Below are 23611 nucleotides of genomic sequence, written 5' to 3'. Positions count from 1 at the left end.
GGCCTTATGGGTCGTTTTTTCTGTGTTATAAAAGATTTGTTCTTGTGTTCCTGTATTATAATACAGGGGATAAAAACTACTGGTACAGTTTGCAGAAACAGATTAATCTTTAACTTCCTGTGGGCCAATAATGTAAGGTTCTCTATGATTGACCGAGTTATTCTTGTAACGTATACTGATAAGGAATGCGAAATTGTATCATAATTTACAGGTAATTATTTTAATACAGATAAAAAAGGAGAGTTGCTTTTATGGCTGCGAAAAAAACACAGCAGTTTGATCCAGTGGAAACACTTAATGCAATAGAAGAAAAGTTTGAAATGGTTCAAATCTTGAACGAAGAAGGCGAAATCGTCAACGAAGAATCAGATCCGAAACTTTCGGATGAAGATCTTCAAGAATTAATGACTCGTATGGTATATACACGAATTCTTGATCAACGTTCGATTTCATTGAATCGTCAAGGACGTCTTGGTTTTTATGCTCCGACAGCAGGACAAGAAGCATCTCAATTGGCTTCTCATTTTGCTTTGACAAAAGAAGATTTCATTCTTCCAGGTTATCGTGATGTACCTCAATTGATCTGGCACGGCTGGCCTTTGCACCAGGCATTCCTTTTCTCGCGTGGACATTTCATGGGGAACCAGATGGCTGAAGGCTTGAACATTTTGCCTCCGCAAATTATTATCGGTGCTCAATTTATCCAGGCTACTGGAGTGGCACTTGGTATGCAAAAACGCAAAAAAGAAGCAGTTGCTGTAACGTACACAGGAGACGGTGGTTCTTCACAGGGCGATTTCTATGAAGGAATCAACTTTGCAGGCGCATTCCGCGCACCGGCTATTTTCATTGTGCAAAATAATCAGTATGCGATTTCTACGCCTCGCGAACTTCAAACTTCAGCGAAAACCATTGCTCAAAAAGCGGTATCTGCCGGAATTCCAGGCGTCTTAGTAGACGGTATGGATCCACTAGCAGTATATGCAGTAACACGCGACGCTCGCGAACGTGCGATTAAAGGCGACGGGCCAACGTTGATTGAAACACTTTGCTATCGTTATGGACCACATACTATGGCTGGTGATGATCCAACACGCTACCGTACTTCAGACATCGACAGCGAGTGGGAAAAGAAAGATCCGCTTGTTCGTTTCCGCAAATACCTGGAAGCAAAAGGCATCTGGGATGAAGCGAAAGAAAACGAAGTAATCGAGAAAGCCAAAGAAGAAATTAAAGCAGCAATCAAAAAAGCTGACGGCGCTCCGAAACAGAAAGTATCTGATCTATTAGAGATCATGTACGAAGACGTGCCGTTTAATGTTCAGGAACAGTTGGATATTTATAAAGCAAAGGAGTCGAAGTAAGCCATGGCACAATTAACAATGATCCAAGCGATTACCGAAGCTCTGAAAACAGAGATGCAAAACGATGAAAACGTTTTGGTTTTCGGTGAAGATGTAGGTAACAATGGCGGTGTATTCCGTGCAACAGAAGGTTTGCAGAAAGAATTTGGAGAAGACCGTGTTTTTGACACGCCTTTAGCTGAATCAGGCATCGGCGGTTTAGCAATTGGTTTGGCTTTGCAGGGCTACCGTCCTGTTCCGGAAATTCAGTTTTTTGGATTCGTCTTCGAAGTAATGGATTCAATCAGCGGACAGATGGCTCGCATGCGTTTCCGCAGCGGCGGCAGCTTGAACTCTCCTGTAACAATCCGCTCACCATTCGGCGGCGGTGTTCATACACCTGAAATGCACGCGGATTCATTAGAAGGACTAATGGCGGCTCAGCCTGGCTTAAAAGTAGTCATTCCTTCGACTCCGTACGATGCAAAAGGCTTGCTGATTTCAGCAATACGCGACAACGATCCTGTTATTTTCCTTGAGCACATGAAATTGTATCGTTCTTTCCGTCAGGAAGTGCCGGAAGAAGAGTACACAATTCCACTGGGTAAAGCGGATGTAAAGCGTGAAGGTACAGATTTAACAATCATCGCTTATGGCGCAATGGTACAAGAAAGCATCAAAGCAGCAGAAGAGCTTGAAAAAGAAAACTATTCGGTTGAAGTGGTCGATCTGCGCACCATCCAGCCGCTTGATATTGAAACAATCATTGCTTCAGTTGAAAAAACTGGCCGTGCTATGGTCGTTCAGGAAGCTCAAAAACAAGCTGGAATTGCAGCGGGTGTCGTAGCTGAAATTACGGACCGTGCAATTTTGACATTAGAAGCGCCTGTTCTGCGTGTTACTGCACCAGACTCTGTATTCCCATTCTCACAAGCAGAACAAGTTTGGTTGCCGAACTCAAAAGATATAGTAGAAACAGCGAAGAAAGTACTTACTTTCTAAAATTAGACAGAACCGAAAGGGTGATATAAATGGCTTTTGAATTTCGTTTACCGGATATCGGTGAAGGTATCCACGAAGGTGAAATTGTAAAATGGTTCGTTAAAGCAGGAGACACAATCGAAGAAGACGATATTCTTGTTGAAGTGCAAAATGACAAGGCTGTCGTTGAGATTCCGTCACCAGTTTCAGGAACAATTGAAGAAGTATTGGTCGAAGAGGGAACTGTTGCAGTAGTTGGAGACATCTTGATTCGCATTGATGCGCCTGATGCTGAAGAAATGAACTTTAAAGGAGACCACGGCGACAAAAAAGAATCCGCTCCAGAAGTAAAAGAAGAAACAGAAGAGTTAGTGCAGTCTGGTACAGCAGAAGCTGGACAGGATGTAGACAAAGCACCAGCTAAAGAAGAAGAGCCAAAAGAACAGACAGGCGCTGGAGCTCAGCCTCAAGCTGACACAACAGAAGAGTCTGATCCAAATGCACGTGTGATTTCAATGCCTTCTGTCCGCAAATTTGCGCGTGACAATGACGTCAACATTAAACAAGTTTCCGGATCTGGCAACAACGGCCGCATACTTAAAGAAGATGTTGAAGCATTCATGAATGGCGATCAGAAATCAGCAGCACCTGCAGCTTCTGAAGAAGCGACACAAGAAGCTGCACAAGCAGACACTGACAAAGCGGCAGCGGCACCTAAGGCAGCAGTAGCTCCTGAAGGTGAATTCCCTGAAACGCGTGAGAAGATGTCTGGTATCCGCAAAGCAATCGCAAAAGCGATGGTTCACTCTAAGCATACCGCTCCTCACGTTACGTTAATGGATGAGGTTGATGTTACTGAATTGGTCGCACACCGCAAAAAGTTCAAAGACATCGCAGCAGAAAAAGAAATCAAACTGACTTATTTGCCGTATGTGGTAAAAGCATTGGTCAGCACATTGCGTGAATTCCCAGCCTTGAACACATCATTTGATGATGAAACAAGCGAAATTATCCAGAAGCATTATTTCAATATCGGCATCGCAGCTGATACGGAAAAAGGCTTAATGGTTCCCGTGATCAAAAACGCAGACCGCAAATCAGTATTTGCAATTTCTGATGAAATCAATGGCTTGGCAACAAAAGCACGTGATGGAAAACTATCCGCTGCTGAAATGAAAGGCGCGTCATGCTCGATTACAAACATCGGGTCTGCTGGCGGACAATGGTTTACTCCGGTTATCAACCATCCTGAGGTTGCAATCCTTGGAATTGGCCGTATTGCTGAAAAACCTGTAATTAAAAATGGTGAAATTGTAGCGGCACCTGTGTTAGCATTGTCATTGAGCTTTGATCACAGAATGATCGATGGAGCAACAGCGCAGCATGCATTAAATCACATTAAACGTTTATTAAGTCAACCTGAATTATTATTAATGGAGGCGTAAAACTTATGGTAGTAGGAGATTTTCCGATCGAAACAGACACGCTCGTAATTGGCTCAGGCCCTGGCGGCTATGTTGCAGCAATCCGTGCAGCTCAAACTGGCCAGAAAGTAACAATCGTAGAAAAAGAATACATTGGCGGCGTTTGCTTGAATGTCGGCTGTATCCCTTCAAAAGCGATGATTTCTGTTGGGCACCGTTTTGAGGAAGCTCAGCATTCAGAAGACATGGGAATTGTCGCAAAAGAAGTTTCACTTAACTTTGAAAAAGCACAAGCCTTTAAAGATGGCGTTGTCAAGAAATTGACTGGCGGCGTTGAGTCTCTTCTAAAAGGCAACAAAGTTGAAATTGTACGCGGAGAAGCTTATTTCGTTGATGAAAATACGGTAAAAGTGATGGATGATAAGTCTTCACAAACGTATAAATTCAAAAATGCGATTATCGCAACTGGATCTCGTCCAGTGGAAATCCCGACGTTTAAATTTACAAAACGCGTAATCAATTCAACTGGAGCTTTGGCACTTACTGAGCTTCCGAAAAAACTTGTCGTTATTGGCGGTGGGTATATCGGTACTGAGCTTGGTACTGCATTTGCAAACATGGGATCTGAAGTAACAATCCTTGAAGGCGCACCGGACATCCTGGCTGGATTTGAAAAGCAAATGACAGCAATCGTCAAAAAAGGATTGAAGAAAAAAGGCGTTGAAGTGATCACTAAAGCATCTGCTAAAGGTGTAGAAGAAACAGATTCAGGAGTTACAGTATCTTACGAAGCAGGCGGAGAAGAAAAAACGCTTGAAGCTGATTATGTACTAGTAACAGTTGGCCGTCGTCCAAATACAGACGAAATGGGTCTTGAAGAGTTGAACTTGAACATGTCTGATCGCGGCTTGATCGAAGTCGACAAACAATGCCGCACAAACATTTCAAACATTTATGCAATCGGCGACGTGGTTGCCGGACTTCAATTGGCGCACAAAGCGTCATACGAAGGTAAAGTTGCTGCAGAAGCAATTGCAGGCGAGAAGTCTGAAGTTGATTATATGGCGATTCCAGCGGTCTGCTTTACAGATCCTGAACTTGCAAGCGTCGGCTTGTCAGAAGAACAAGCAAAAGAAGAAGGATTCGAAGCTGCGGCTGCGAAATTCCCATTTGCTGCTAACGGCCGTGCGCTTTCATTAAATGCAACTGAAGGATTCGTGAAACTGGTTTCACGCAAATCTGACGGCTTGTTGTTAGGCGCACAAATTGTTGGAGCAGGCGCATCAGATATGATCGCTGAGCTTGGTCTTGCTATTGAAGCTGGAATGACAGTGGAAGATATCGCAATGACAATCCATGCTCACCCAACACTTGCTGAAATTACAATGGAAGCTGCAGAAGTAGCTCTTGGAACACCAATTCACATTATCAAATAAATAATAGGGAGCCGCAATTGCGGCTTCTTTTTTATTTGGTAAAAATTTTCTTCTCATGGTAAGATTTGTGTAGCAAAGGGGTGTTTAGTTTGATACATAGAAGATGGACTGCGTTTGCAACAGCATTATTGCTACTGACTGCATGCGGACAAGCAAATGAGGCATCGCCTGAAAAAGAAATTGAGACTGCGGAAGAGCCTGCAGTTGCTGAAGAAGCATCAACAGTGGCTGAGAAAGTAGAAGAAGCCGTTGAAAGCGATGGAGGGGCCGTTGAAGATAAAGAAGAACCAGAAGAAGTGAACACACCTGAACCACAATACCGGATCAATCCGGCAAATTGGTCCGTGCAGCCAATCGATGATGCCGCAGAAAAAGTTGTGCTGTTGACGATTGACGATGCGCCTGACAAGCATGCAATGGAAATGGCAGAAATGCTGGAAAGCCAAAATATTCCGGCCATTTTTTTCGTCAATGGTCATTTTTTAAATACTGATGAAGAAAAACAGCAGCTAAAGCAATTGCATGAAATGGGATTCGCGATTGGCAACCATACCAATAGCCATCCAAATTTAAGAGATATAACCGAGCAGCAGCAGCGGGAAGAAATTTTACAGTTAAGTGAAACGATTGAACAGATTATTGGAGAAAAACCGAAATTTTTCCGTGCACCCCATGGAGCCAATACCGATTTCAGCAAACAGCTCGTAGAAGAACAGGAAATGGTGCTCATGAATTGGACCTACGGCTATGACTGGGAACAGCAATACCAAAATGCGCAATCTTTAACAGATATCATGGTCAATACAGAATTCTTGAACAATGGTGCCAATTTGCTCATGCACGACCGCGAATGGACTTCAGAAGCACTCCCAGAAATTATTCAAGGGTTAAAGGACAAGGGTTATGATTTTGTAGATCCTGCAGCTATAGAAGGCATTTAAAAAGATCCAAGAGCAAGGGCTCTTGGATCTTTCAGACTGTAGAAAAAGGTTTACCAAAATGAATGGCCGTGCATAACCCAACCGGTCTGGCCACTTCGCTTTCTGTGGGCTCAGCTTCAGCCTCCTCGTCACTTTCGTTCCTGCGGGGTCTTCAGCTTTCGCTGGGCCACAGGAGTCTGCGTGGCCAGCCCGGTTGGGGAGCGTGTAGCTCCAATAAAGAGAGAAGTCTGCTCGTCAATTTCTAAGCAATACGAGTTCCACCAAGCCTAATCATTACTTCACGTTAGGATACGGAGCGCAAGGCGGCGAAGGGCAAACATGTGCTCCTGCATGACCCACAATCCTGTAGGCCTAAAAGCGTCCGCCTGAAGCGTAGGATTCCGTATAAAACCCGACCAAATAAGATTTTATTCATTTGGTCTTGTAACTATTCTTTTGTCACAAGCACAAAAATCCAAGAGCAAGGGCTCTTGCATCTTTTTGTGTCTATCTGATCGCTTGCTGCTCTTTTATAACGCGCAGCATTTGAAGCGTGTCATCTTCTGGTCCTTGTACAGGCAAACCTGCGGCTACATTCATATGGATGTAGTTGATGTTTTCTTCCGTAATGATTTCACCAGGAATGAAAATAGGAATACCTGGTGGATAAACCATGATGAATTCAGCGGAAATGCGTCCAACGGCGTCATTGATTGAAATGACTTCGGTCGTTGCATAAAAAGCATCGCGCGGGGTCATCGCTAACCGCGGAATATCCGGCAGCAGTACGACGGGCTCGATAATCGCTGCATCGCTATCGAAAGCCTCACTCATGCGCTGTAGAGCATTAATCAATAAGTTTAATTCTTTGCGGGTGTCACCAATTGTGACCAAGCAGAGAATGTTGTATAAATCGGAAAGTTCAATTTCAATATTGGCGTTTTCTCTCAACCATTCTTCGGCTTGATGGCCCGTAATGCCCAAATTTTTGACTGTGATCAGCAGCTTTGTTGGGTCCATATCAAAAGTGGCCGAAGAATTCAGCAATTCTTTGCCTACACAATGCAAATGAGGAATCTTGTTGATGCGTTTGCGCGCGTCCTGAGCCAATCGGATGGCCTGATCAATTAAATCATAGCCGTGAATGGCCAATTGGCGGCGTGCTGTGTCCAGTGATGCAAGAATTGGATAAGAAGTCGAAGTGGTCGTCAACATCGATAAGGTGGACTGTACGCGTTTTGGCGATACCAAGCCCTCCCGAACATTGAGTACAGAACTTTGTGTCATGGATCCGCCAAGCTTATGGACGGAAGTCGCTGCCATGTCTGCTCCTGCTGCCATTGCTGAAACAGGCAGGGACTTGTGGAAATGGATGTGGACGCCATGTGCTTCATCCACTAGAACTGGAACATTTCGCGCGTGTGCAATATCGACAATCCGTTTCAAATCAGCAGCTACGCCAAAATAAGTAGGGTTGATAACGAGAACCGCTTTGGCGTCGGGATACTCAATCAACGCTTTTTCTACCGCTTCTGCAGAAATGCCATGAGAAATGCCGAGCTCAGGATCCACTTCCGGATGGATGAAAATTGGAATGGCCCCTGCAAAAACGATAGCAGACATAATGGATTTATGAACATTGCGTGGCACCAGTATTTTGTCATTGGGACCAACGACGCTCAGAATCATCGTCATGATGGCGCCGCTCGTGCCTTGCACAGAAAAGAATGTGTAATCTGCACCAAATGCCTTAGCAGCTAATTCCTGCGCCTCTTTGATGGCGCCCTTTGGCGAATGCAAATCGTCCAGAGGCGCGATATTAATTAAATCGATGGATAAAATATTATCGCCGACAAATTCCCGGAATGCGGGATCGACGCCTTGACCCTTTTTATGGCCCGGTATATGAAATTGGATCGGGTGCCGGTTTCGATGCTTTAAAAGCGCATCAAATAACGGAGTTTCTAATTGAGACAATGATAAGCCCACCTCACTAAATAAAATCAAAACAAAAAGAATTATAGCATGCCGCCACTCGCTATAGTACAAAATAAAAGGATTTTCTGTTGCAGAAGCGAATACATCTAACAGATAGAGACAAAAGGAGTGAGCTGATGGAATTCAATACGAGAGTGACAGAGCTGTTGGGGATTCGCTATCCGATTGTGCAAGGCGGCTTGGCTTATTTAGCCTATGCAGAATTGGCAGCCGCAGTTTCCAACGCTGGTGGGCTTGGGCAAATAACGGCCATGAGCCTTTCCACACCGGAAGAACTGCGCGAAGAAATCAAGAAAGTAAGAAGGTTGACGGACAAGCCTTTTGGTGTTAATTTTGCGATTGGCGATCATGGCCGTTCTTTTTCACATATGCTAGAGGTGGCGATAGAAGAAAAGGTGCCGGTGGTGTCAATGACAGGCGGCAATCCGACTCCGATATTTGAACAGCTAAAAGGGACAGATATTAAAAAACTGGTCCTGGTAGCTGCAAGACGGCAAGCAGAAAAAGCGGAAAGCTTAGGTGCGGACGCAGTGATGGTTGTTGGCCAAGAAGGCGGTGGGCATTTGGGGCGTGACGACATCGGAACGATGGTATTGATTCCGCAAGTAGTAGACGCGGTAAAAATCCCAGTGATTGCCTCTGGGGGGATCGGTGACGGTAGAGGATGGATGGCTGCACATGCACTCGGTGCAGACGGCATTGAAATGGGTACACGCTTTATTGCAACCAAAGAATGTGTCCATGCATCACAAGCTTATAAAGATCAATTGATCAATAGTTCGGAAACGGATACCGTTATTATCAAGCGCAGCATTGGCTCTCCAGCTAGAACCTTGCGGAGCGGCTGGACAGATAGAATTTTGGAAATTGAAAGCCAGACCCCCACTTACGAAGCTCTCAAAGACTTCATAAGCGGAGAAGCCAACAAACGCTTTATTTACGATGGAGAAAAAGACCAGGGGTTCGGATGGGCAGGCCAGGTTACCGGACTCATAAAAGATGTTCCGACGGTTCAGGAACTGATTGAGGACATGGTTAAACAAGCTGGAGAAATTCGCAAACAATGGGCAATTACCGAATGAAATGAGGGATGAGAAATGGATTATTCCTATCCATTTTCGATTGAATGGTCAACTGAAGAAATCATTGATGTTGTCAGTTTTTTTGAAGGCATTGAACTGGCTTACGAAAAGGGCATAAACAGGCAGGATTTATTAACGCGCTACCGGAAATTCAAACAGGTGGTTCCTGCGATATCAGAAGAAAAAACTTATTTTCGTGAATTTGAAGAAGAAAGCGGCTATGCCAGCTTTCCCGTTATCAAAGAAATGAAATCAGGAAGCGGCAGCGACGTGATCAAAATAAAAAAGAAGTAACAAAAAAACCTGCAGCCTTAACGGCTGACAGGTTCTTTTACTGGTTGGAGCAAAGCATTGTAGACAGGAAGCAGAGCTTCGAACGTATCTTCAGCGAATTGGAAAAACTGTTCTTTAGTTAAAGAAGCAGCTTGTTCTCTTGTCAAATGACGGCCAATCACAAATTCGCCTTTTTTTACGTCGCGCAGGCGAGTCAGTAACTTTTCAATGCCTTCATCCCCTAACTGAATTAACGAATCGGCTTGTGGCTTCATATGGTCACCAGAAGCGACAAAGTCATCTGATAACTGATCCAATACTTCGGAACGAAGCAGGTTCTCAGCCATCCCTGTTTTGTTGGGCGCTTCGTAAATTACTGCAAGGATGATAAACACATGGCTTTCCCACATGCCAATCTGAAAATGGGGAACGGCTTTGTATCCTCTTTTATATGGGGCAAAAGCAACCCAGCTGTCGTTTGGCGGATTGACCGTTCTCCGCATATGCTTGGCGACATGGGGGAAATACTCATCTCCAGTTTTACCTGAAAAATATGAGGAGAACTCAGTGCCGAGCTCTTCGAACTTCGGACGGACATATTCTTTCAATGCCTTCATTCTGGCATCCAGTCCGGGTGTATTAAAAACTTCGAAATCTTGTTCATTCCAATAAGACGTCAAGTAAATATCCTCCTTATAATTAGGTAATCAGGTTTCATTTTAACGAAGTTTGGGAAAAAAGAATATAAATACGATTTTGCTAATGGCTTTCATTTGAATAAAGTGGTATTATAATAATTGTAACAACATTAGTCAGAATTTTCGGAGTATGGTGAGAAAGGGGTGCTCATTATGAAACAGATGATTCAGATAATCCGTAAAGCGGATGTAGAAAAGGAATATGTGCACGTGCTGAAACTGGAACTGGACTATGAGCTTGCATCACTATTTGATGCAATGCAGCAGAAAGACGATCGTCAAATGTCTAAAAGCAAGCAGCGGCTTCAAGAGATTCACTTAGAACTGGAGGCCCTTCATGCGCTCTAATCTATCTATACATTAAAGGCATCTGCTGAAGTAAGACAGCGGATGCCTTTTTCGTTATACTGAAACAAATGAGGAGGGATACATACATGGACTTGCATGCTATGGACAATTACATAAAGTCACTGATCAAAGAAGCGGGACATCGGATCCGCAATTCATTTTTGACCGATATTACCATCGAATCAAAATCGAATGCCAATGACCTGGTGACGAATATCGACAAGGAAATCGAACAATTTTTTATTGAACGGATCCGCAAAGATTTTCCGGGGCACCGAATCTTTGGCGAAGAAGGGTTTGGAGACGACATCCAAGATTCAAAAGGAGTCATTTGGCTGTTGGATCCAATTGACGGCACCATGAACTTTGTCCATCAAAAGCGGAATTTTGCCATTTCATTGGGCATTTACGAAGAAGGCATTGGCAAACTTGGCTATATTTACGATGTTGTCAATGATGATTTATACCGTGGAATGAAAGATGGTGGCGCCTATTACAACGATGAACAGCTAAAGCCTTTAATGGAAACGGCGATTGCTGAATCGATCGTTGCAATGAATGCTACTTGGGCAGTGCCCAATCGTTACTTGGACCACGAAGCTGCCATACAACTAATTCGCGACGTCCGTGGGATGCGTTCTTATGGGTCGGCTGCGCTCGAACTTGCTTACCTCGCGAGTGGACGCGTTGACGCTTACATTTCCATGAGATTGTCTCCATGGGATATTGCAGGAGGTATGGTTATTGCGCAGGAAGTAGGGGCAGTAACGACAAACTTCAAAGGCAACCCTGCAAACTTGTTGAAACAAGATACATTCATCGCAGCCAACCCAGCTATACATCAAGAGCTAATAGAAAAATATATTCGATTCAAGTAAAAAAAGATGCGGAATTCCGCATCTTTTTTTATAATTATAGTAATCCGGCTTCCCGCATTTCTTTTTTCTTTTTGAAGCCCATGCCCATGACAAGGCAAAGCAATAAGATTGCCGCAAATATGCCAAGTACACTGCGCAGGCCAATAGCCAAGCCGATTCCGACCATTGCCAAGATTGCTGCCAGGGAATACAATACAAAGATCCATTTTGTGTTATTGATCAAGCTTTTCACGTAAATTTCCTCCCGTAGCTTACTGCCTAAAATAAAATCTTAGGGTTTTACACCTATATGTGCTATACTAGCACAGTTATAGACATGAAAAAAGAATATTGGAGTGAAATTATGACTAACTTACGTAACGACCTAAGAAACATTGCAATTATTGCCCACGTTGACCATGGTAAAACAACTCTAGTGGATCAGCTACTACAACAATCCGGAACTTTCCGATCCAACGAACATGTTGATGAACGCGCGATGGATTCTGGCGATATTGAAAGAGAACGCGGAATTACTATTCTTGCGAAAAATACTGCAATCCAATACAAAGACGCTAAAATCAACATCTTGGATACTCCTGGACACGCAGATTTCGGCGGAGAAGTTGAACGTATCATGAAAATGGTTGATGGTGTTCTATTAGTAGTAGACGCTTATGAAGGCTGTATGCCACAAACGCGCTTCGTACTGAAAAAAGCATTGGAACAAAACCTGAAGCCAATCGTTGTTGTAAACAAAATTGACCGTGACTTTGCACGTCCTGAAGAAGTGGTTGACGAAGTCATCGAATTGTTCATTGAACTTGAAGCCAATGACGATCAATTGGAATTCCCGGTTATTTTTGCATCAGGTATGAATGGAACAGCAAGCCTTTCAGCTGATCCTGCTGACCAAGAAGAAAACATGCAGGTCATTTATGATGCGATCCTGGAACACGTCCCAGCGCCAATCGATAACAGAGATGAGCCACTTCAGTTCCAAGTTGCTCTTCTTGATTACAGTGATTATGTTGGACGTATCGGAATCGGCCGCGTATTCCGCGGGACGATTGAAGTTGGACAATCGGTTTCATTGATGAAACTTGACGGTTCGTTTAAAAACTTCCGTGTTACGAAAATGCATGGTTTCATGGGCCTTAAGCGGGTGGAAATCGAAAAAGCCGAAGCTGGCGACTTGATTGCCATTTCTGGTATGGAAGACATCAACGTAGGGGAAACGGTTTGTCCACAGGATCATCAGGAAGCATTGCCGATCCTGCGCATCGATGAACCTACTCTACAAATGACTTTCCTAGTAAACAATAGCCCATTTGCAGGTAAAGAAGGAAAATGGATTACTTCTAGAAAAATTCAGGAGCGTTTGGATGCGCAATTGCAGACAGATGTATCCTTACGTGTAGACCAAACAGATTCACCGGATGCATGGGTTGTATCTGGACGCGGAGAGTTGCATTTGTCGATCTTGATCGAAAATATGCGCCGTGAAGGATTTGAAATTCAAGTTTCAAAACCTGAAGTTATCGTACGTATGGTTGACGGAGTTCGCTGCGAACCAGTAGAACGTGTTCAAGTAGACGTACCAGAAGAATACACAGGTTCAATCATCGAATCGTTAGGTGAACGTAAAGGCGAGATGCTGGATATGGTAAACAACGGCAGCGGACAAGTTCGTTTAGTGTTTAACGTACCAGCACGTGGATTGATCGGTTACACAACTGAATTCTTGACACAGACTCGCGGATACGGAATCATCAACCACACATTTGACAGCTACCAGCCAGTTGCTTCTGGCCGTGTTGGCGGACGTCGCCAAGGCGTATTGGTATCTATGGAGCGCGGTAAAGTTTCGACTTACGGCTTGATGGGCATTGAAGACCGCGGTACTGCATTTGTTGAAGTTGGCGCTGAAATCTACGAAGGCATGATCGTCGGAGAACATAACCGCGACAGCGACTTGACAGTAAACATCGTAAAAATCAAAGCTGCAACAAACATTCGTTCAGCTAACAAAGACCAAACGACGACAATGAAAAAAGCACGTTTGATGAGCCTTGAAGAAGCGCTTGAGTACTTGAATGATGATGAGTATTGCGAAATCACACCGCAAACAATTCGTCTGCGCAAAAAAATTCTTGATAAAAACGAACGTGAACGTATGGCTAAGAAAAAGAAAGTTGCCATCGAAGAATAAGCGAATGGGAAGGATGTATAGCCCGTGGACGATCAAGCTTTTGTCTATGACAATATGTATCCGGTAGCCCGAATTCTATATCAGAATATGCCGAGTTATGACATGGCAGGATACGCATTGTTTGCGGTAATTTTCCTGCTTTCGGCATTCGTTTATAAATTAGGGTTTGCTAAAAAGTTATCTATTGGAAAAAATGCATTGATTGGCCTGTTTCTGGCAGTCGGCGGTTTAGGGCTCACGTTTCTTGCCTTTTTCCTGCCAATTGTAGAAGGGCTCATTATTGCGGCGCTCATACTGATTCTTTACAAAATCCGCTTATGGCGCGAAAAACGCGAAAACGCTGTATCTCATTGAGATACAGCGTTTTTGCGTTCAAACGTTTTGTAGAGGATCGGCAATAGCAAAGCATATGTGAGATGGGCAAAAATCCAATACAGAAAAGCTCCCCAATCCGTGGCGGCTGGAACATCAGCTTCTACAGCAAGCCAGGACAATATAAAATAGAGAAATGGAAAAGGTGCAGACATTAGTAAGGAAATGATCACCAATTGGCCAAACGAGTAGTTGCGGCGTTTGGCAATATAGACAAATACTACACCGATGATCAACGCAATAATCATATGGAAAATAAATTCTGTAATCTCCGACCATTCCACATCGCCAATTATCGGGATAAAGTCAACATTCAATAGGAGCGTATATACTTGTTCGCCAGTGACGGATTGAATCCATTTGAGCAATAATCCCAAAATCAACCCGCTCCATAGTCCAATCCAGAGGCCTTTTAAGAGCTTCATCAGAAATCATCCTCAATGCTGCGAGAGCTTCGGTAAAAACGGAAAGAACCGGTCGCTAGGCGTTCCTTCGTCCTTTCGGTGATCCGGTCATGGCATTCATTGCACATGTGAGTGTGGATCGGTCTGTTGCGCAGGCGCTTTGCCTGGAGTGTATCATCTACTAATTCTTCAATTTTGTCGCAGATTACGCATTGTACGCGCATGCTGAATCACTCCTATTCGACTCGGATGGCTTGGATATCGGTAATTGGATCTTCCTGGTTGGAACCATCGGGAAGAAGCACATGGACAGGGCCATCTTCCTTTAGTGGCTTGCCATGGTCGCTGAACTTGAATACCAATTGTTCGGCATGTTCAATTGGAAAATCAAAATCTCCATGCAATGTTTCGAAAACAACACGTTTCGCGTGATCATGTGGTTCTGCATTTAAAAGAAAAGGCTTAAACAAAATGCCGAACGTGCCTGTCAGCATTTCTTTTTTTTCTTTGTTCTTGTACGTTTTTTCTGAATTCAAGGTCGGCGGCACTGTGCTGCCTTCCATGATTTCCCGAGACCAGTGTTCGCCCATTCCGCGTTTGTAGTCTTCGAGCTCATCTTTCTCGATCCGCTCTTCTTGGAAATAGGTCTCCAAATTCAGTTTTCGATCGTCAAAAATCCAAACAGTCGGATCCAATGTGAGCTTAAATTTCACTTCACCTTTAAAAGGTATAATAAATTCCATGGGTAAACCCTCCATTTACATAATCATTCTTTTAATAGTATACCTTCTTGTGTCAAGTTCCTAAAGGGATTGAGCTCTATTCATTATAGAGGCTTGCATTTTCCGTGCTTAAAAGATACACTTTAAACAGGAAAATAGAGAAGAAAACTCATAAAATGGGGGCGTCCTCATGGAACATACAGAAGAACAAACTTACCACCTAAAGGCTTTAGAGCTCCTTAGAGCCGACGCAGAAAAAATCGAGCAATTGATCAAGGTGCAAATGGATCATTTAACTTTGCCATCTTGTCCTTTATATGAAGAGGTGCTTGACACCCAAATGTTCGGCCTATCTCGTGAAATTGATTTTGCGGTTAAGCTGGGTCTGATCGAACGCGAGGCTGGAAAAAATTTAATGGATACCTTAGAGAAGAAACTTTCCATTCTTCACGAAGCGTATACAAATAAATGATCTAAAACTCAAACGAATTTTGTTTGGGTTTTTTTACTAATCTATCACCTATAAAATTAAAAGAGGTATAAAAATGAAATCCTACATCAAGAAATACGCAAAATTCTTTGACTATCCATTATTATTTACTTATTTGGCTTTAACAATATTCGGCTTAATCATGATTTACAGTTCAAGCATGGCGTGGTCGGTCAATTATTATGGCTCAGAGCCCGACCGTTTTTACATACAGCAATTGATAAACTTGGCGATCGCGTTTCCGGTCTTCGCAATTGCAGCCGTTTTCCCATACAAGCATTTTAAAAAACGGTGGATGATGATGACGATTTTAACCGTCGTTTTTGCCGGCTTGATTGCTGTCCACTTTGTTGGGTTCGCAGCTGGGGGCGCAAGAAGCTGGATTAGTCTCGGTTTTGCCAACATCCAGCCTTCTGAAGTAGCGAAAGTAGGCATTATCCTCTATTTAGCAGGTGTATTTTCAAACAAATACAATAACGGCACCATTAACAAATTAAACGAATCCATTATTCCCCCGGTCATTATTTTGACTCTTGTGCTGTTTTCCGTATTCTTGGAGCCGGATTTGGGCTCGATGCTGATTATCGGAGCTGTTGGCCTGTCCGTCATGTCTGCAAGCGGCGTCCGCCTCAAACCTTTTCTGCGGCTTGCCGGCGTCTTTATCGCAGCAGCATCCATCATCATTGTACCTTTTGTTATTTTTGCAGGAGATATGATTTTTACTGAAAAACGTTTAGGGCGCCTGGATGCCTTTTTCAATCCGTTTTCAGATGAGCTCGGTTTCGGCTTCCAAATTGTCAATGGGTACCTAGCTATTGGATCCGGCGGATTAGGTGGACTTGGTCTGGGACAATCAATTCAAAAATTAGGTTATTTGCCCGAACCTCATACCGATTTCATCATGTCGGTCATTGCGGAAGAGCTTGGTGTGTTGGGAGTCGTATTTGTACTGGGCGGTTTAGGGTTTGTCGTGCTGCGGGGTCTTTGGATTGCGATGACCACTCACGATCCATTAGCTAGAATGCTCGCAGCCGGAGTTGCCAGCATGATTGGTATCCAGTCTTTTGTGAATTTAGGTGGTTTGACCGGCATTATTCCATTGACGGGTGTAACACTTCCGTTTATCAGCTATGGCGGAACGTCTGTAATTTTGTTATCTTTAGCTATGGGAGTATTGATGAATGTTTCCATGTTCAATAAATACGAAAAAACGAAAAAGTAAAGGGTGTGCTGCGGTGTGAAGGAGATCAACAAAATATTGGTGGCAAACCGCGGGGAAATCGCTATTCGGGTTTTCCGCGCTTGCACAGAACTGAAAATTCAAACAGTTGCGATTTACTCACAGGAAGACAGTGGTTCATACCACCGCTATAAAGCGGACGAATCCTATTTAGTAGGCAAAGGAAAAAAACCAATTGATGCTTATCTGGATATTGAGGATATCATACGCATCGCGAAAGACTCCAATGTGGATGCTATTCATCCAGGTTACGGATTTTTATCCGAAAATGTTCATTTTGCAAGACGCTGCGAAGAAGAAGGCATTGTCTTTATCGGCCCAACTTCGAAGCACTTGGACATGTTTGGTGACAAAGTAAAAGCACGTTCACAAGCAATTGCTGCGGGCATTCCAGTTATTCCGGGTACAGATGGACCTGTTGAGTCCTTGGAAGAAGTCCAAGCTTTCAGTGAAAAAGCTGGATTCCCCTTAATGGTTAAAGCGTCTCTTGGAGGCGGCGGCCGCGGAATGCGGATCGTCAGAACACAGGAAGAATTAGCATCGTCATATGAACGTGCAAAGTCCGAGGCAAAAGCCGCTTTTGGTTCTGACGAAATGTACGTTGAGAAATTTGTCGAAAAACCTAAGCATATCGAAGTTCAAATTCTTGGCGATTCAGAAGGTAATGTCATTCATTTGTATGAAAGAGATTGTTCCATACAACGCCGTCATCAAAAAGTTGTGGAAATTGCACCTTCCAATTCAATCAGCAACGAACTGCGCAACGAAATTTGTGATGCTGCAGTCAAGCTGATGAAAAACATTAACTACATAAATGCGGGCACAGTAGAATTTCTTGTTGCCAATGACGAGTTTTATTTTATTGAAGTAAATCCGCGCATTCAAGTGGAACATACGATAACGGAAATGATTACCGGGATCGATATTGTTCACGCACAAATCCACATTGCCAGAGGGCATATGATTCACAGTGAAGAAATAGGCATCCCACAGCAGGATAAAATTCCATTGTTCGGATATGCCATTCAATCACGTGTAACAACAGAAGATCCGTTGAATGATTTTATGCCGGATGCTGGCAAACTAATGGTTTACCGTTCAGGCGGTGGATTTGGAGTGCGCCTCGATGCCGGAAACGGATTCCAAGGCGCGGTCATTTCACCGTATTACGATTCCCTATTGGTGAAAGTGTCGACCTGGGCAGTGACATTCAAAGAAGCAGCTGCCAAAATGGACCGCAATTTGCAGGAATTCAGGATTCGTGGAATCAAAACGAATATCCCTTTCCTGGAAAATGTAGTAAAACACAAAAAATTCATTAAAGGTGATTTTGATACCAGCTTTATTGATACGACTCCGGAGCTGTTCATTTTCCCAGTACGCCAAGACCGCGGAACTAAATTGCTGAGTTATATCGGCAATGTGACGGTCAATGGCTTTCCAGGTATCGAAAAGAAAAAGAAACCAATTTTCGGAGCTCCACGCAAACCGGAGATAGATTTACTGGCGCCGATACAAAACGGCACAAAGCAAATATTTGATCAGCAAGGTGCTGAAGGTTTAACGAAATGGATCCATGAGCAAAAAGACGTCCTTTTGACGGACACAACTTTCCGTGATGCCCACCAATCGCTTCTGGCTACACGCGTGCGTTCGCATGATTTGTATGAAATTGCTAAAGAAACGGCACATCTGCAAAGCGATTTGTTTTCATTGGAAATGTGGGGAGGCGCCACTTTTGACGTATCCTACAGGTTCCTGAAAGAAGATCCTTGGGAACGCTTGATCAAGCTTCGCCAGGAAATTCCAAATGTCTTGTTCCAAATGCTGTTCCGCGGTGCGAATGCTGTCGGGTATAAAAATTATCCGGATAATGTTATTCGTGAATTTGTGCGGAAATCTGGAGATGCAGGAATTGACGTGTTCCGTATCTTTGACAGCTTAAACTGGATCAAAGGAATGGAAGTGGCAATTGATGAAGTCCGCCAATCCGGCAAAATTGCAGAAGCAGCGATTTGTTACACAGGGGATATTTTAGACCCAAGCCGGGACAAATATACAGTTCAGTATTACAAAGAAATGGCGAAAGAATTGGAAGCAGCGGGTGCACATATTCTGGCAATCAAAGATATGGCCGGCTTGTTGAAACCAGAAGCGGCATATCGCTTAGTATCCGAGTTAAAGGATACGGTTTCGCTGCCAATCCACTTGCACACTCACGACACGAGCGGCAATGGCATCTATCTTTATTCAAAAGCAATCGAAGCTGGAGTGGACATTGTGGATACGGCACTTGGATCGATGGCAGGTCTGACATCGCAACCAAGCGCGAATTCGCTTTATTACGCAGCGAGCGGCAGTGGGCGTGAAGTACGAGCAAACATTGAGGGGCTCGAAAAACTGTCTCATTACTGGGAAGATGTCCGCAAACACTATGTGGATTTTGAAAGCGGCATGAACAGTCCGCATTCAGAAGTTTACGTACATGAAATGCCGGGCGGCCAATACAGCAATCTTCAGCAGCAGGCAAAAGCAGTAGGGTTGGGCATGCGCTGGGAAGAAGTCAAAGCAATGTATTCACGTGTCAACATGCTGTTTGGAGACGTTGTCAAAGTGACGCCTTCCTCGAAAATTGTAGGGGACATGGCTTTGTTCATGGTGCAAAACGAATTGGATGAAGAAACCGTGATTTCCCGTGGAAAATCAATCGACTTCCCGGAATCAGTCATTGAGTTTTTTGAAGGCTACATCGGTCAGCCGCATGGCGGATTCCCGAAAGAACTGCAAAAAGTTGTTCTAAAAGAACGCGAGCCGATCACAGTGCGGCCAGGTGAACTTTTGGAACCTGCAGATTTCGATGACATCCAGCGAACTTTGTATGATAAGTTGGAGCGCCCTGTAACAAGCCATGAGATATTGGCATATGCGCTTTATCCAAAAGTATTTGAAGAATATACAGCAACCAATGTCCAATTTGGCAAAGTATCGGTTCTCGACACCTTGACGTTCTTATACGGGATGAGATTAGGTGAAGAAATCGAAGTGGAAATTGAAAAAGGCAAGACATTGATGATTAAGTTGGTGTCGATTGGCGAACCGCAAAAAGATGGAACGCGGATTATTTATTTTGAATTGAATGGCCAGCCTCGCGAGGTCAGCATTCAGGATATGATGGTAGAAGCAGATAGTTCTGCCAAGCCAAAAGCAAATCCGACAAATGAAAGCCATATTGCAGCGACCATGCCGGGCACTGTGTTAAAAGTGCTAACGGAAAAAGGGGCTAAAGTGAGACGTGGAGACCACTTGCTGGTGACCGAAGCCATGAAGATGGAAACTACGGTTCAGGCTCCGTTTGACGGAACGATTCAAGACATCCACGTAGTTGCCGCAGATGGCATTTCTACAGGAGATCTTTTGATTGAAATGGAGAAAAAATAAAAAATGGCTGGCGCATTTGCGCCAGCCATTTTTTTATGAAGATTTTTTAATTCGGCTGCGCGAAACGAGCAGCACCATATAACACAGTAAGCCAAAAAGCATAGAAATCAACAGCGAATGAAGAAGTGCGACAAACAAATTTAATTTTGTCAGAACGACGAGCATTCCCGTTGTTGCCTGCAACAGCACGATGCCAAAGGCAATAATCCAACCCCAGTAAATCACACGCTGATTCTTGTACTCTTTGAATGCGTGCCACGCAATGTAGCCAAGCCAAATGACAATCAAGCCGGCAGCAGCGCGGTGGCCCATTTGAACCCATTCGTACATATTGCCTGGCAACGCAAAATCATCATTCCGACACAGCGGCCAATCTGAGCAAATCAGGCTGGATTCTGTGTGGCGAACCAACGCACCAGAATAAACCACAATATAGGAGTAGAGGGTAACACCAAGCGTATGGAAACGCAGTTTTTTTCCAATCTGTAAGCGATCGGCATCAAACTTCCGATCTACTTCAAAAACGAGCAGCGTCAGCAGCAAGATGGAAGCGAACGATAACAGGGAAATCCCGAAATGCAGCGCCAGGATAAAATCACCTTGTCCCCAAAGTACTTGTGCTGCTCCAATCAATGCTTGCAATACCAAGAAAAAAACAGCCATAACAGCCAAAAATTTCGTTTCCCGAACATGTCCAAATTTTCTCCATGCCCAGACTGCCAAGATGACAATCAAAATGCCAACTACTCCAGTAACGAGGCGATGAGAAAACTCAATTAATACTTCAGGCGTAATATTATCCGGAATCAGTTTGCCATTGCAGTCTGGCCAATTTCGGCCACAACCCAATCCACTGTCAGTTTTTGTAACGAGAGCACCGCCAAGTAGAATAAATAACATACCTACCGTAGCTGCCACAGCGAACCATTTAATATATCTATTTTGCTTCAAAACTCCACCTACTTTTTTTATAGAAAACTTTTCAACGTTCATCTGCCTGCATACTCGATAATAGCGAATGTTTCTTTAAAATACAACGAGAAATCAGCAATAGTGTAAACTTTCAAGATTTGGACATAATAAATGGAGCTTCACAAACTGTTCAAAAACTATTATTTTTCTATCTTAAAATAACGTGATTGTTGATGTATGATTAGAGATGGATATTAGTGAGACCAATTACGTGTATATCATCTCTTTTATCAGGAAATTTCAGTTATATGTAGAAAAACAACTGGAATTTAGATATAGTTATGGTTAGCGGAATATGCTTACATCTTTGAAAGGAGGGACTTACATGTCAAACGGCCGGGCAATGTCTGCAGATACTCATGAAGCGCCGGAAGCGACAACATTCCTGAAAGACTTTTTGGCACTTATAAAAATTGGAATTGTAAATTCTAATTTGATTACTGTCTTTACAGGTTTGTGGTTGGCATTTCAGTTTTCCGACAGACATTTTCTGAACGAACTGGATATTCTTGTCTATACTATCGTCGGTTCAGCACTGATCATCGCAGGTTCTGCAGCCATGAATAACTACATCGATACAGATATAGACCCTTTGATGGAAAGTAAGAAAGCACGTCCGACAGTGACTGGAAGATTCAAGCCGTCTGCTGTATTGGCCCTAGCTATTTCTTTCATCGTTATAGGCGAATTGTTTTTGTTTTCCGCTTCTGTATCAGCTGGTGTACTGGGAATAGCCGGAGTTTTAGCTTATGTAGTCTTATATTCCATGTGGTCAAAAAGACGTCATGTCAGCAATACAATTGTAGGGAGCATTTCTGGTGCCATTCCACCGCTTATCGGGTGGGCTGCAGTGGAACCGACTCTCGGCATGGGCGCTTGGGCGCTATTTCTAATTATGTTCATATGGCAGCCACCACATTTTTATGCGTTGGCTATGAAAAGAACAGAAGAATATCGGGCAGCGAATATTCCCATGCTACCGGTAGTTAAAGGATTCCATCGAACAAAAAAATCGATGCTTGCATGGGTTGTAATGCTTTTCCCTCTGCCATTCCTATTAATGGAACTTGGGACGGGCTTCATCATCTTGGCGACACTTTTGAATATCGGTTGGCTGGTATTGGCCATTCGTGGATTTAAAGTTGCTGATGACTTGAAATGGGCGAAGACAATGTTTATTTATTCATTGAACTATATGACCATCTTATTTGTTTCAATGATTATTTTTGCTGTCTTCATCTAAACGGCCATTTCGACAACGTAATTATTTAAATGAGAGGGGTATGAAAAGCTATGATGAAGGGAATAAAAAAATGGCGGCTTTTCGCATTGATGACTACATTGCTAGTTGTTCTTGCGGGATGTGGGCGCGAAGAAATTTCGACCTTGATACCTGCGGGCGAAGTTGCGCAAGATCAGTTTAACTTATTGATTTTATCGTCTGTTGTTATGCTATTCGTAATTATTGTTGTATCGATCATTTTCGTTTTAGCAATCGTTAAGTTCCGCCGTTCTAAAATGGGGGAAGACATGATTCCTGAACAAGTTGAAGGAAGTGCAAGATTAGAGTTTTTGTGGACAGCAGTTCCGATTGTTCTCCTACTGATTCTTGCTGTTCCAACAGTTTATTCAACATTCGATTTGGCTGACGTCTCTACAATGGACGTTCAGGCAGAAGATGGCACTTCAACTCATCTAACAGTCAATGTTACCGGAAAGTTATATTGGTGGGAGTTTGAGTATCCTGAACAAGGGATTGTAACTGCACAAGAATTGGTTGTACCAACCGACGAGCGTGTTTACTTTAACTTGATTTCAGCGGACATCAAGCACTCGTTTTGGATTCCATCAGTTGGCGGTAAATTGGACGTCAATCCTGAAAACGTAAACACTTTCTACTTAACCTTCGACCAAGAATCATCAGAACTTGAAGATGGTGTATTCTATGGCAAATGTGCGGAGCTTTGCGGACCATCTCACGCATTAATGGATTTTAAAGTGAAATCTGTGGATCGCGAAGAGTTTGACCAATGGGTAGCTGCTATGCAAGAAGAGCAGCCAGCAGCAGCTGAAGGCGACCTTGCATTGCAAGGTGAAGAACTGTTTGGAGCCGATGGTTTAGGCTGTATCGCTTGCCACGCTACTTCTGGCGTTGGTGAAGGCAATATTATGCAAGGACCAAATGTAGCGACATTCGGTGACCGCAACCGCGTTGCAGGGTACTTAGAACACAATGAAGAAAACCTTAAAAACTGGATTCAAAATCCACAAGAATACAAACCTGGCAACTTAATGCCAGATGCAGCATCATTGAATAATGGTGAAGACCTGTCAGATCAAGAACTCGATGCTCTTGCAGCCTATTTAATGGGCTTATCAGTTGAAGAGTAGAAAAAAAGCA

At 43.5% G+C, this 23611-nt stretch carries 23 protein-coding genes; 16 read left to right on the top strand and 7 right to left on the bottom strand.

Annotation, left to right across the window (positions count from 1 at the left end; all coding sequences use genetic code 11):
• The first annotated feature begins 251 nt into the window (after positions 1-251).
• From pdhA to AC4EG4_RS03000, 5 genes are all read left to right on the top strand, one after another.
• A complete protein-coding gene (gene pdhA, locus AC4EG4_RS03020; RefSeq protein WP_490977790.1) occupies positions 252-1364 on the top strand; it encodes a pyruvate dehydrogenase (acetyl-transferring) E1 component subunit alpha in 1113 nt (370 codons plus the stop codon).
• Between the two features lie 3 nt (positions 1365-1367).
• Positions 1368-2345 carry an alpha-ketoacid dehydrogenase subunit beta gene (locus tag AC4EG4_RS03015; RefSeq protein ID WP_490977791.1) on the top strand — a complete coding sequence of 326 codons (978 nt, stop codon included), beginning with the start codon at positions 1368-1370 and terminating at the stop codon, positions 2343-2345.
• Between the two features lie 29 nt (positions 2346-2374).
• Positions 2375-3769, top strand: a complete 1395-nt coding sequence (locus AC4EG4_RS03010) for a dihydrolipoamide acetyltransferase family protein (protein ID WP_490986876.1) — start codon at positions 2375-2377, stop codon at positions 3767-3769.
• A 5-nt stretch (positions 3770-3774) separates the two neighbouring features.
• A complete protein-coding gene (gene lpdA, locus AC4EG4_RS03005; RefSeq protein ID WP_142826201.1) occupies positions 3775-5184 on the top strand; it encodes a dihydrolipoyl dehydrogenase in 1410 nt (469 codons plus the stop codon).
• Positions 5185-5273: 89 nt separating this feature from the next.
• The gene (locus tag AC4EG4_RS03000) at positions 5274-6125 is read left to right on the top strand and encodes a polysaccharide deacetylase family protein (RefSeq protein WP_490977793.1); all 852 of its coding nucleotides are present in this window, start codon (positions 5274-5276) and stop codon (positions 6123-6125) included.
• 486 nt (positions 6126-6611) lie between these two features.
• Here AC4EG4_RS03000 and AC4EG4_RS02995 read toward each other — a convergent pair whose 3' ends face one another.
• The gene (locus AC4EG4_RS02995; RefSeq protein WP_490977794.1) at positions 6612-8081 is read right to left on the bottom strand and encodes an aminotransferase class I/II-fold pyridoxal phosphate-dependent enzyme; all 1470 of its coding nucleotides are present in this window, start codon (positions 8079-8081) and stop codon (positions 6612-6614) included.
• A gap of 137 nt (positions 8082-8218) precedes the next feature.
• Here AC4EG4_RS02995 and AC4EG4_RS02990 point away from each other — a divergent pair, with 137 nt between their 5' ends.
• Together AC4EG4_RS02990 and AC4EG4_RS02985 are read left to right on the top strand one after the other, a co-directional pair.
• On the top strand, positions 8219-9184 hold the full coding sequence (locus AC4EG4_RS02990; protein WP_490977795.1) for an NAD(P)H-dependent flavin oxidoreductase: 966 nt from the start codon (positions 8219-8221) through the stop codon (positions 9182-9184).
• Between the two features lie 15 nt (positions 9185-9199).
• Positions 9200-9478, top strand: a complete 279-nt coding sequence (locus tag AC4EG4_RS02985; RefSeq protein ID WP_490977796.1) for a UPF0223 family protein — start codon at positions 9200-9202, stop codon at positions 9476-9478.
• A 17-nt stretch (positions 9479-9495) separates the two neighbouring features.
• On the opposite strand, the gene AC4EG4_RS02980 is transcribed toward AC4EG4_RS02985, so the two are convergent.
• A complete protein-coding gene (locus tag AC4EG4_RS02980) occupies positions 9496-10137 on the bottom strand; it encodes a YktB family protein (RefSeq protein WP_490977797.1) in 642 nt (213 codons plus the stop codon).
• A 171-nt stretch (positions 10138-10308) separates the two neighbouring features.
• Here AC4EG4_RS02980 and AC4EG4_RS02975 point away from each other — a divergent pair, with 171 nt between their 5' ends.
• The gene (locus tag AC4EG4_RS02975; RefSeq protein ID WP_490977798.1) at positions 10309-10503 is read left to right on the top strand and encodes a YkzI domain-containing protein; all 195 of its coding nucleotides are present in this window, start codon (positions 10309-10311) and stop codon (positions 10501-10503) included.
• An 86-nt stretch (positions 10504-10589) separates the two neighbouring features.
• Positions 10590-11381: an inositol monophosphatase family protein gene (locus tag AC4EG4_RS02970; RefSeq protein WP_490986875.1), complete on the top strand. Its 792-nt coding sequence runs from the start codon at positions 10590-10592 to the stop codon at positions 11379-11381.
• Positions 11382-11415: 34 nt separating this feature from the next.
• Here AC4EG4_RS02970 and AC4EG4_RS02965 read toward each other — a convergent pair whose 3' ends face one another.
• Complete coding sequence (locus AC4EG4_RS02965; protein ID WP_490977800.1) at positions 11416-11613, bottom strand: YlaF family protein; 198 nt, start codon at positions 11611-11613, stop codon at positions 11416-11418.
• A gap of 111 nt (positions 11614-11724) precedes the next feature.
• Here AC4EG4_RS02965 and typA point away from each other — a divergent pair, with 111 nt between their 5' ends.
• Together typA and AC4EG4_RS02955 are read left to right on the top strand one after the other, a co-directional pair.
• A complete protein-coding gene (typA, locus tag AC4EG4_RS02960; RefSeq protein WP_490977801.1) occupies positions 11725-13572 on the top strand; it encodes a translational GTPase TypA in 1848 nt (615 codons plus the stop codon).
• A 24-nt stretch (positions 13573-13596) separates the two neighbouring features.
• Positions 13597-13926, top strand: coding sequence for a YlaH-like family protein (locus AC4EG4_RS02955; RefSeq protein ID WP_490977802.1), 330 nt, complete (start codon positions 13597-13599; stop codon positions 13924-13926).
• Here the strand turns inward: AC4EG4_RS02955 and AC4EG4_RS02950 are convergent.
• The 3 genes from AC4EG4_RS02950 to AC4EG4_RS02940 are packed head-to-tail and all read right to left on the bottom strand — an operon-like array spanning position 13920 to position 15091.
• A complete protein-coding gene (locus tag AC4EG4_RS02950) occupies positions 13920-14369 on the bottom strand; it encodes a hypothetical protein (RefSeq protein ID WP_490977803.1) in 450 nt (149 codons plus the stop codon). The two genes, AC4EG4_RS02955 and AC4EG4_RS02950, sit on opposite strands and share 7 nt — an antisense overlap.
• Positions 14369-14572: a YlaI family protein gene (locus tag AC4EG4_RS02945; RefSeq protein WP_146556486.1), complete on the bottom strand. Its 204-nt coding sequence runs from the start codon at positions 14570-14572 to the stop codon at positions 14369-14371. Before AC4EG4_RS02945 ends, AC4EG4_RS02950 begins: the two co-directional genes overlap by 1 nt.
• A 12-nt stretch (positions 14573-14584) precedes the next feature.
• A complete protein-coding gene (locus AC4EG4_RS02940; RefSeq protein ID WP_490977804.1) occupies positions 14585-15091 on the bottom strand; it encodes a peptidyl-prolyl cis-trans isomerase in 507 nt (168 codons plus the stop codon).
• A 169-nt stretch (positions 15092-15260) separates the two neighbouring features.
• Here AC4EG4_RS02940 and AC4EG4_RS02935 point away from each other — a divergent pair, with 169 nt between their 5' ends.
• The 3 genes from AC4EG4_RS02935 to pyc all read left to right on the top strand — a co-directional run bounded on the left by AC4EG4_RS02935 (position 15261) and on the right by pyc (position 20238).
• Positions 15261-15542 (top strand): Fpa/YlaN family protein, encoded by a 282-nt coding sequence (locus AC4EG4_RS02935; protein ID WP_006828871.1) that lies wholly within the window; start codon positions 15261-15263, stop codon positions 15540-15542.
• A 73-nt stretch (positions 15543-15615) separates the two neighbouring features.
• Positions 15616-16782 carry an FtsW/RodA/SpoVE family cell cycle protein gene (locus tag AC4EG4_RS02930; RefSeq protein ID WP_490977805.1) on the top strand — a complete coding sequence of 389 codons (1167 nt, stop codon included), beginning with the start codon at positions 15616-15618 and terminating at the stop codon, positions 16780-16782.
• A 15-nt stretch (positions 16783-16797) separates the two neighbouring features.
• Positions 16798-20238, top strand: a complete 3441-nt coding sequence (pyc, locus tag AC4EG4_RS02925) for a pyruvate carboxylase (RefSeq protein ID WP_490986874.1) — start codon at positions 16798-16800, stop codon at positions 20236-20238.
• A gap of 33 nt (positions 20239-20271) precedes the next feature.
• Here pyc and AC4EG4_RS02920 read toward each other — a convergent pair whose 3' ends face one another.
• The gene (locus tag AC4EG4_RS02920; RefSeq protein ID WP_490977807.1) at positions 20272-21231 is read right to left on the bottom strand and encodes a COX15/CtaA family protein; all 960 of its coding nucleotides are present in this window, start codon (positions 21229-21231) and stop codon (positions 20272-20274) included.
• 304 nt (positions 21232-21535) lie between these two features.
• Between AC4EG4_RS02920 and cyoE the strand changes: the two genes are divergently transcribed.
• Both cyoE and coxB read left to right on the top strand, forming a co-directional pair.
• A complete protein-coding gene (cyoE, locus tag AC4EG4_RS02915; RefSeq protein WP_490977808.1) occupies positions 21536-22453 on the top strand; it encodes a heme o synthase in 918 nt (305 codons plus the stop codon).
• 50 nt (positions 22454-22503) lie between these two features.
• Complete coding sequence (gene coxB / locus AC4EG4_RS02910) at positions 22504-23601, top strand: cytochrome c oxidase subunit II (RefSeq protein ID WP_490986873.1); 1098 nt, start codon at positions 22504-22506, stop codon at positions 23599-23601.
• Positions 23602-23611: the final 10 nt, after the last annotated feature.

The sequence above is a fragment of the Planococcus sp. TJ-201 genome (assembly GCF_058268495.1).
Note: the sequence above shows the minus strand (reverse complement) of the source record. Positions and strands in the feature narration are given on the sequence as shown.

Excerpts from the sequence above, each read along its gene's own strand:
- AC4EG4_RS02950 (WP_490977803.1), bottom strand. The coding sequence starts at position 14,369 with ATGAAGCTCTTAAAAGGCCTCTGGATTGGACTATGGAGCGGGTTGATT.
- AC4EG4_RS02930 (WP_490977805.1), top strand. The coding sequence starts at position 15,616 with ATGAAATCCTACATCAAGAAATACGCAAAATTCTTTGACTATCCATTA.
- AC4EG4_RS03010 (WP_490986876.1), top strand. The coding sequence starts at position 2,375 with ATGGCTTTTGAATTTCGTTTACCGGATATCGGTGAAGGTATCCACGAA.
- coxB (WP_490986873.1), top strand. The coding sequence starts at position 22,504 with ATGATGAAGGGAATAAAAAAATGGCGGCTTTTCGCATTGATGACTACA.
- AC4EG4_RS02935 (WP_006828871.1), top strand. The coding sequence starts at position 15,261 with ATGGAACATACAGAAGAACAAACTTACCACCTAAAGGCTTTAGAGCTC.
- pdhA (WP_490977790.1), top strand. The coding sequence starts at position 252 with ATGGCTGCGAAAAAAACACAGCAGTTTGATCCAGTGGAAACACTTAAT.
- typA (WP_490977801.1), top strand. The coding sequence starts at position 11,725 with ATGACTAACTTACGTAACGACCTAAGAAACATTGCAATTATTGCCCAC.
- AC4EG4_RS02970 (WP_490986875.1), top strand. The coding sequence starts at position 10,590 with ATGGACTTGCATGCTATGGACAATTACATAAAGTCACTGATCAAAGAA.
- AC4EG4_RS02945 (WP_146556486.1), bottom strand. The coding sequence starts at position 14,572 with ATGCGCGTACAATGCGTAATCTGCGACAAAATTGAAGAATTAGTAGAT.
- AC4EG4_RS02985 (WP_490977796.1), top strand. The coding sequence starts at position 9,200 with ATGGATTATTCCTATCCATTTTCGATTGAATGGTCAACTGAAGAAATC.
- cyoE (WP_490977808.1), top strand. The coding sequence starts at position 21,536 with ATGTCAAACGGCCGGGCAATGTCTGCAGATACTCATGAAGCGCCGGAA.
- AC4EG4_RS02940 (WP_490977804.1), bottom strand. The coding sequence starts at position 15,091 with ATGGAATTTATTATACCTTTTAAAGGTGAAGTGAAATTTAAGCTCACA.
- AC4EG4_RS02975 (WP_490977798.1), top strand. The coding sequence starts at position 10,309 with ATGAAACAGATGATTCAGATAATCCGTAAAGCGGATGTAGAAAAGGAA.
- AC4EG4_RS03015 (WP_490977791.1), top strand. The coding sequence starts at position 1,368 with ATGGCACAATTAACAATGATCCAAGCGATTACCGAAGCTCTGAAAACA.
- lpdA (WP_142826201.1), top strand. The coding sequence starts at position 3,775 with ATGGTAGTAGGAGATTTTCCGATCGAAACAGACACGCTCGTAATTGGC.
- AC4EG4_RS02990 (WP_490977795.1), top strand. The coding sequence starts at position 8,219 with ATGGAATTCAATACGAGAGTGACAGAGCTGTTGGGGATTCGCTATCCG.
- AC4EG4_RS02920 (WP_490977807.1), bottom strand. The coding sequence starts at position 21,231 with ATGAACGTTGAAAAGTTTTCTATAAAAAAAGTAGGTGGAGTTTTGAAG.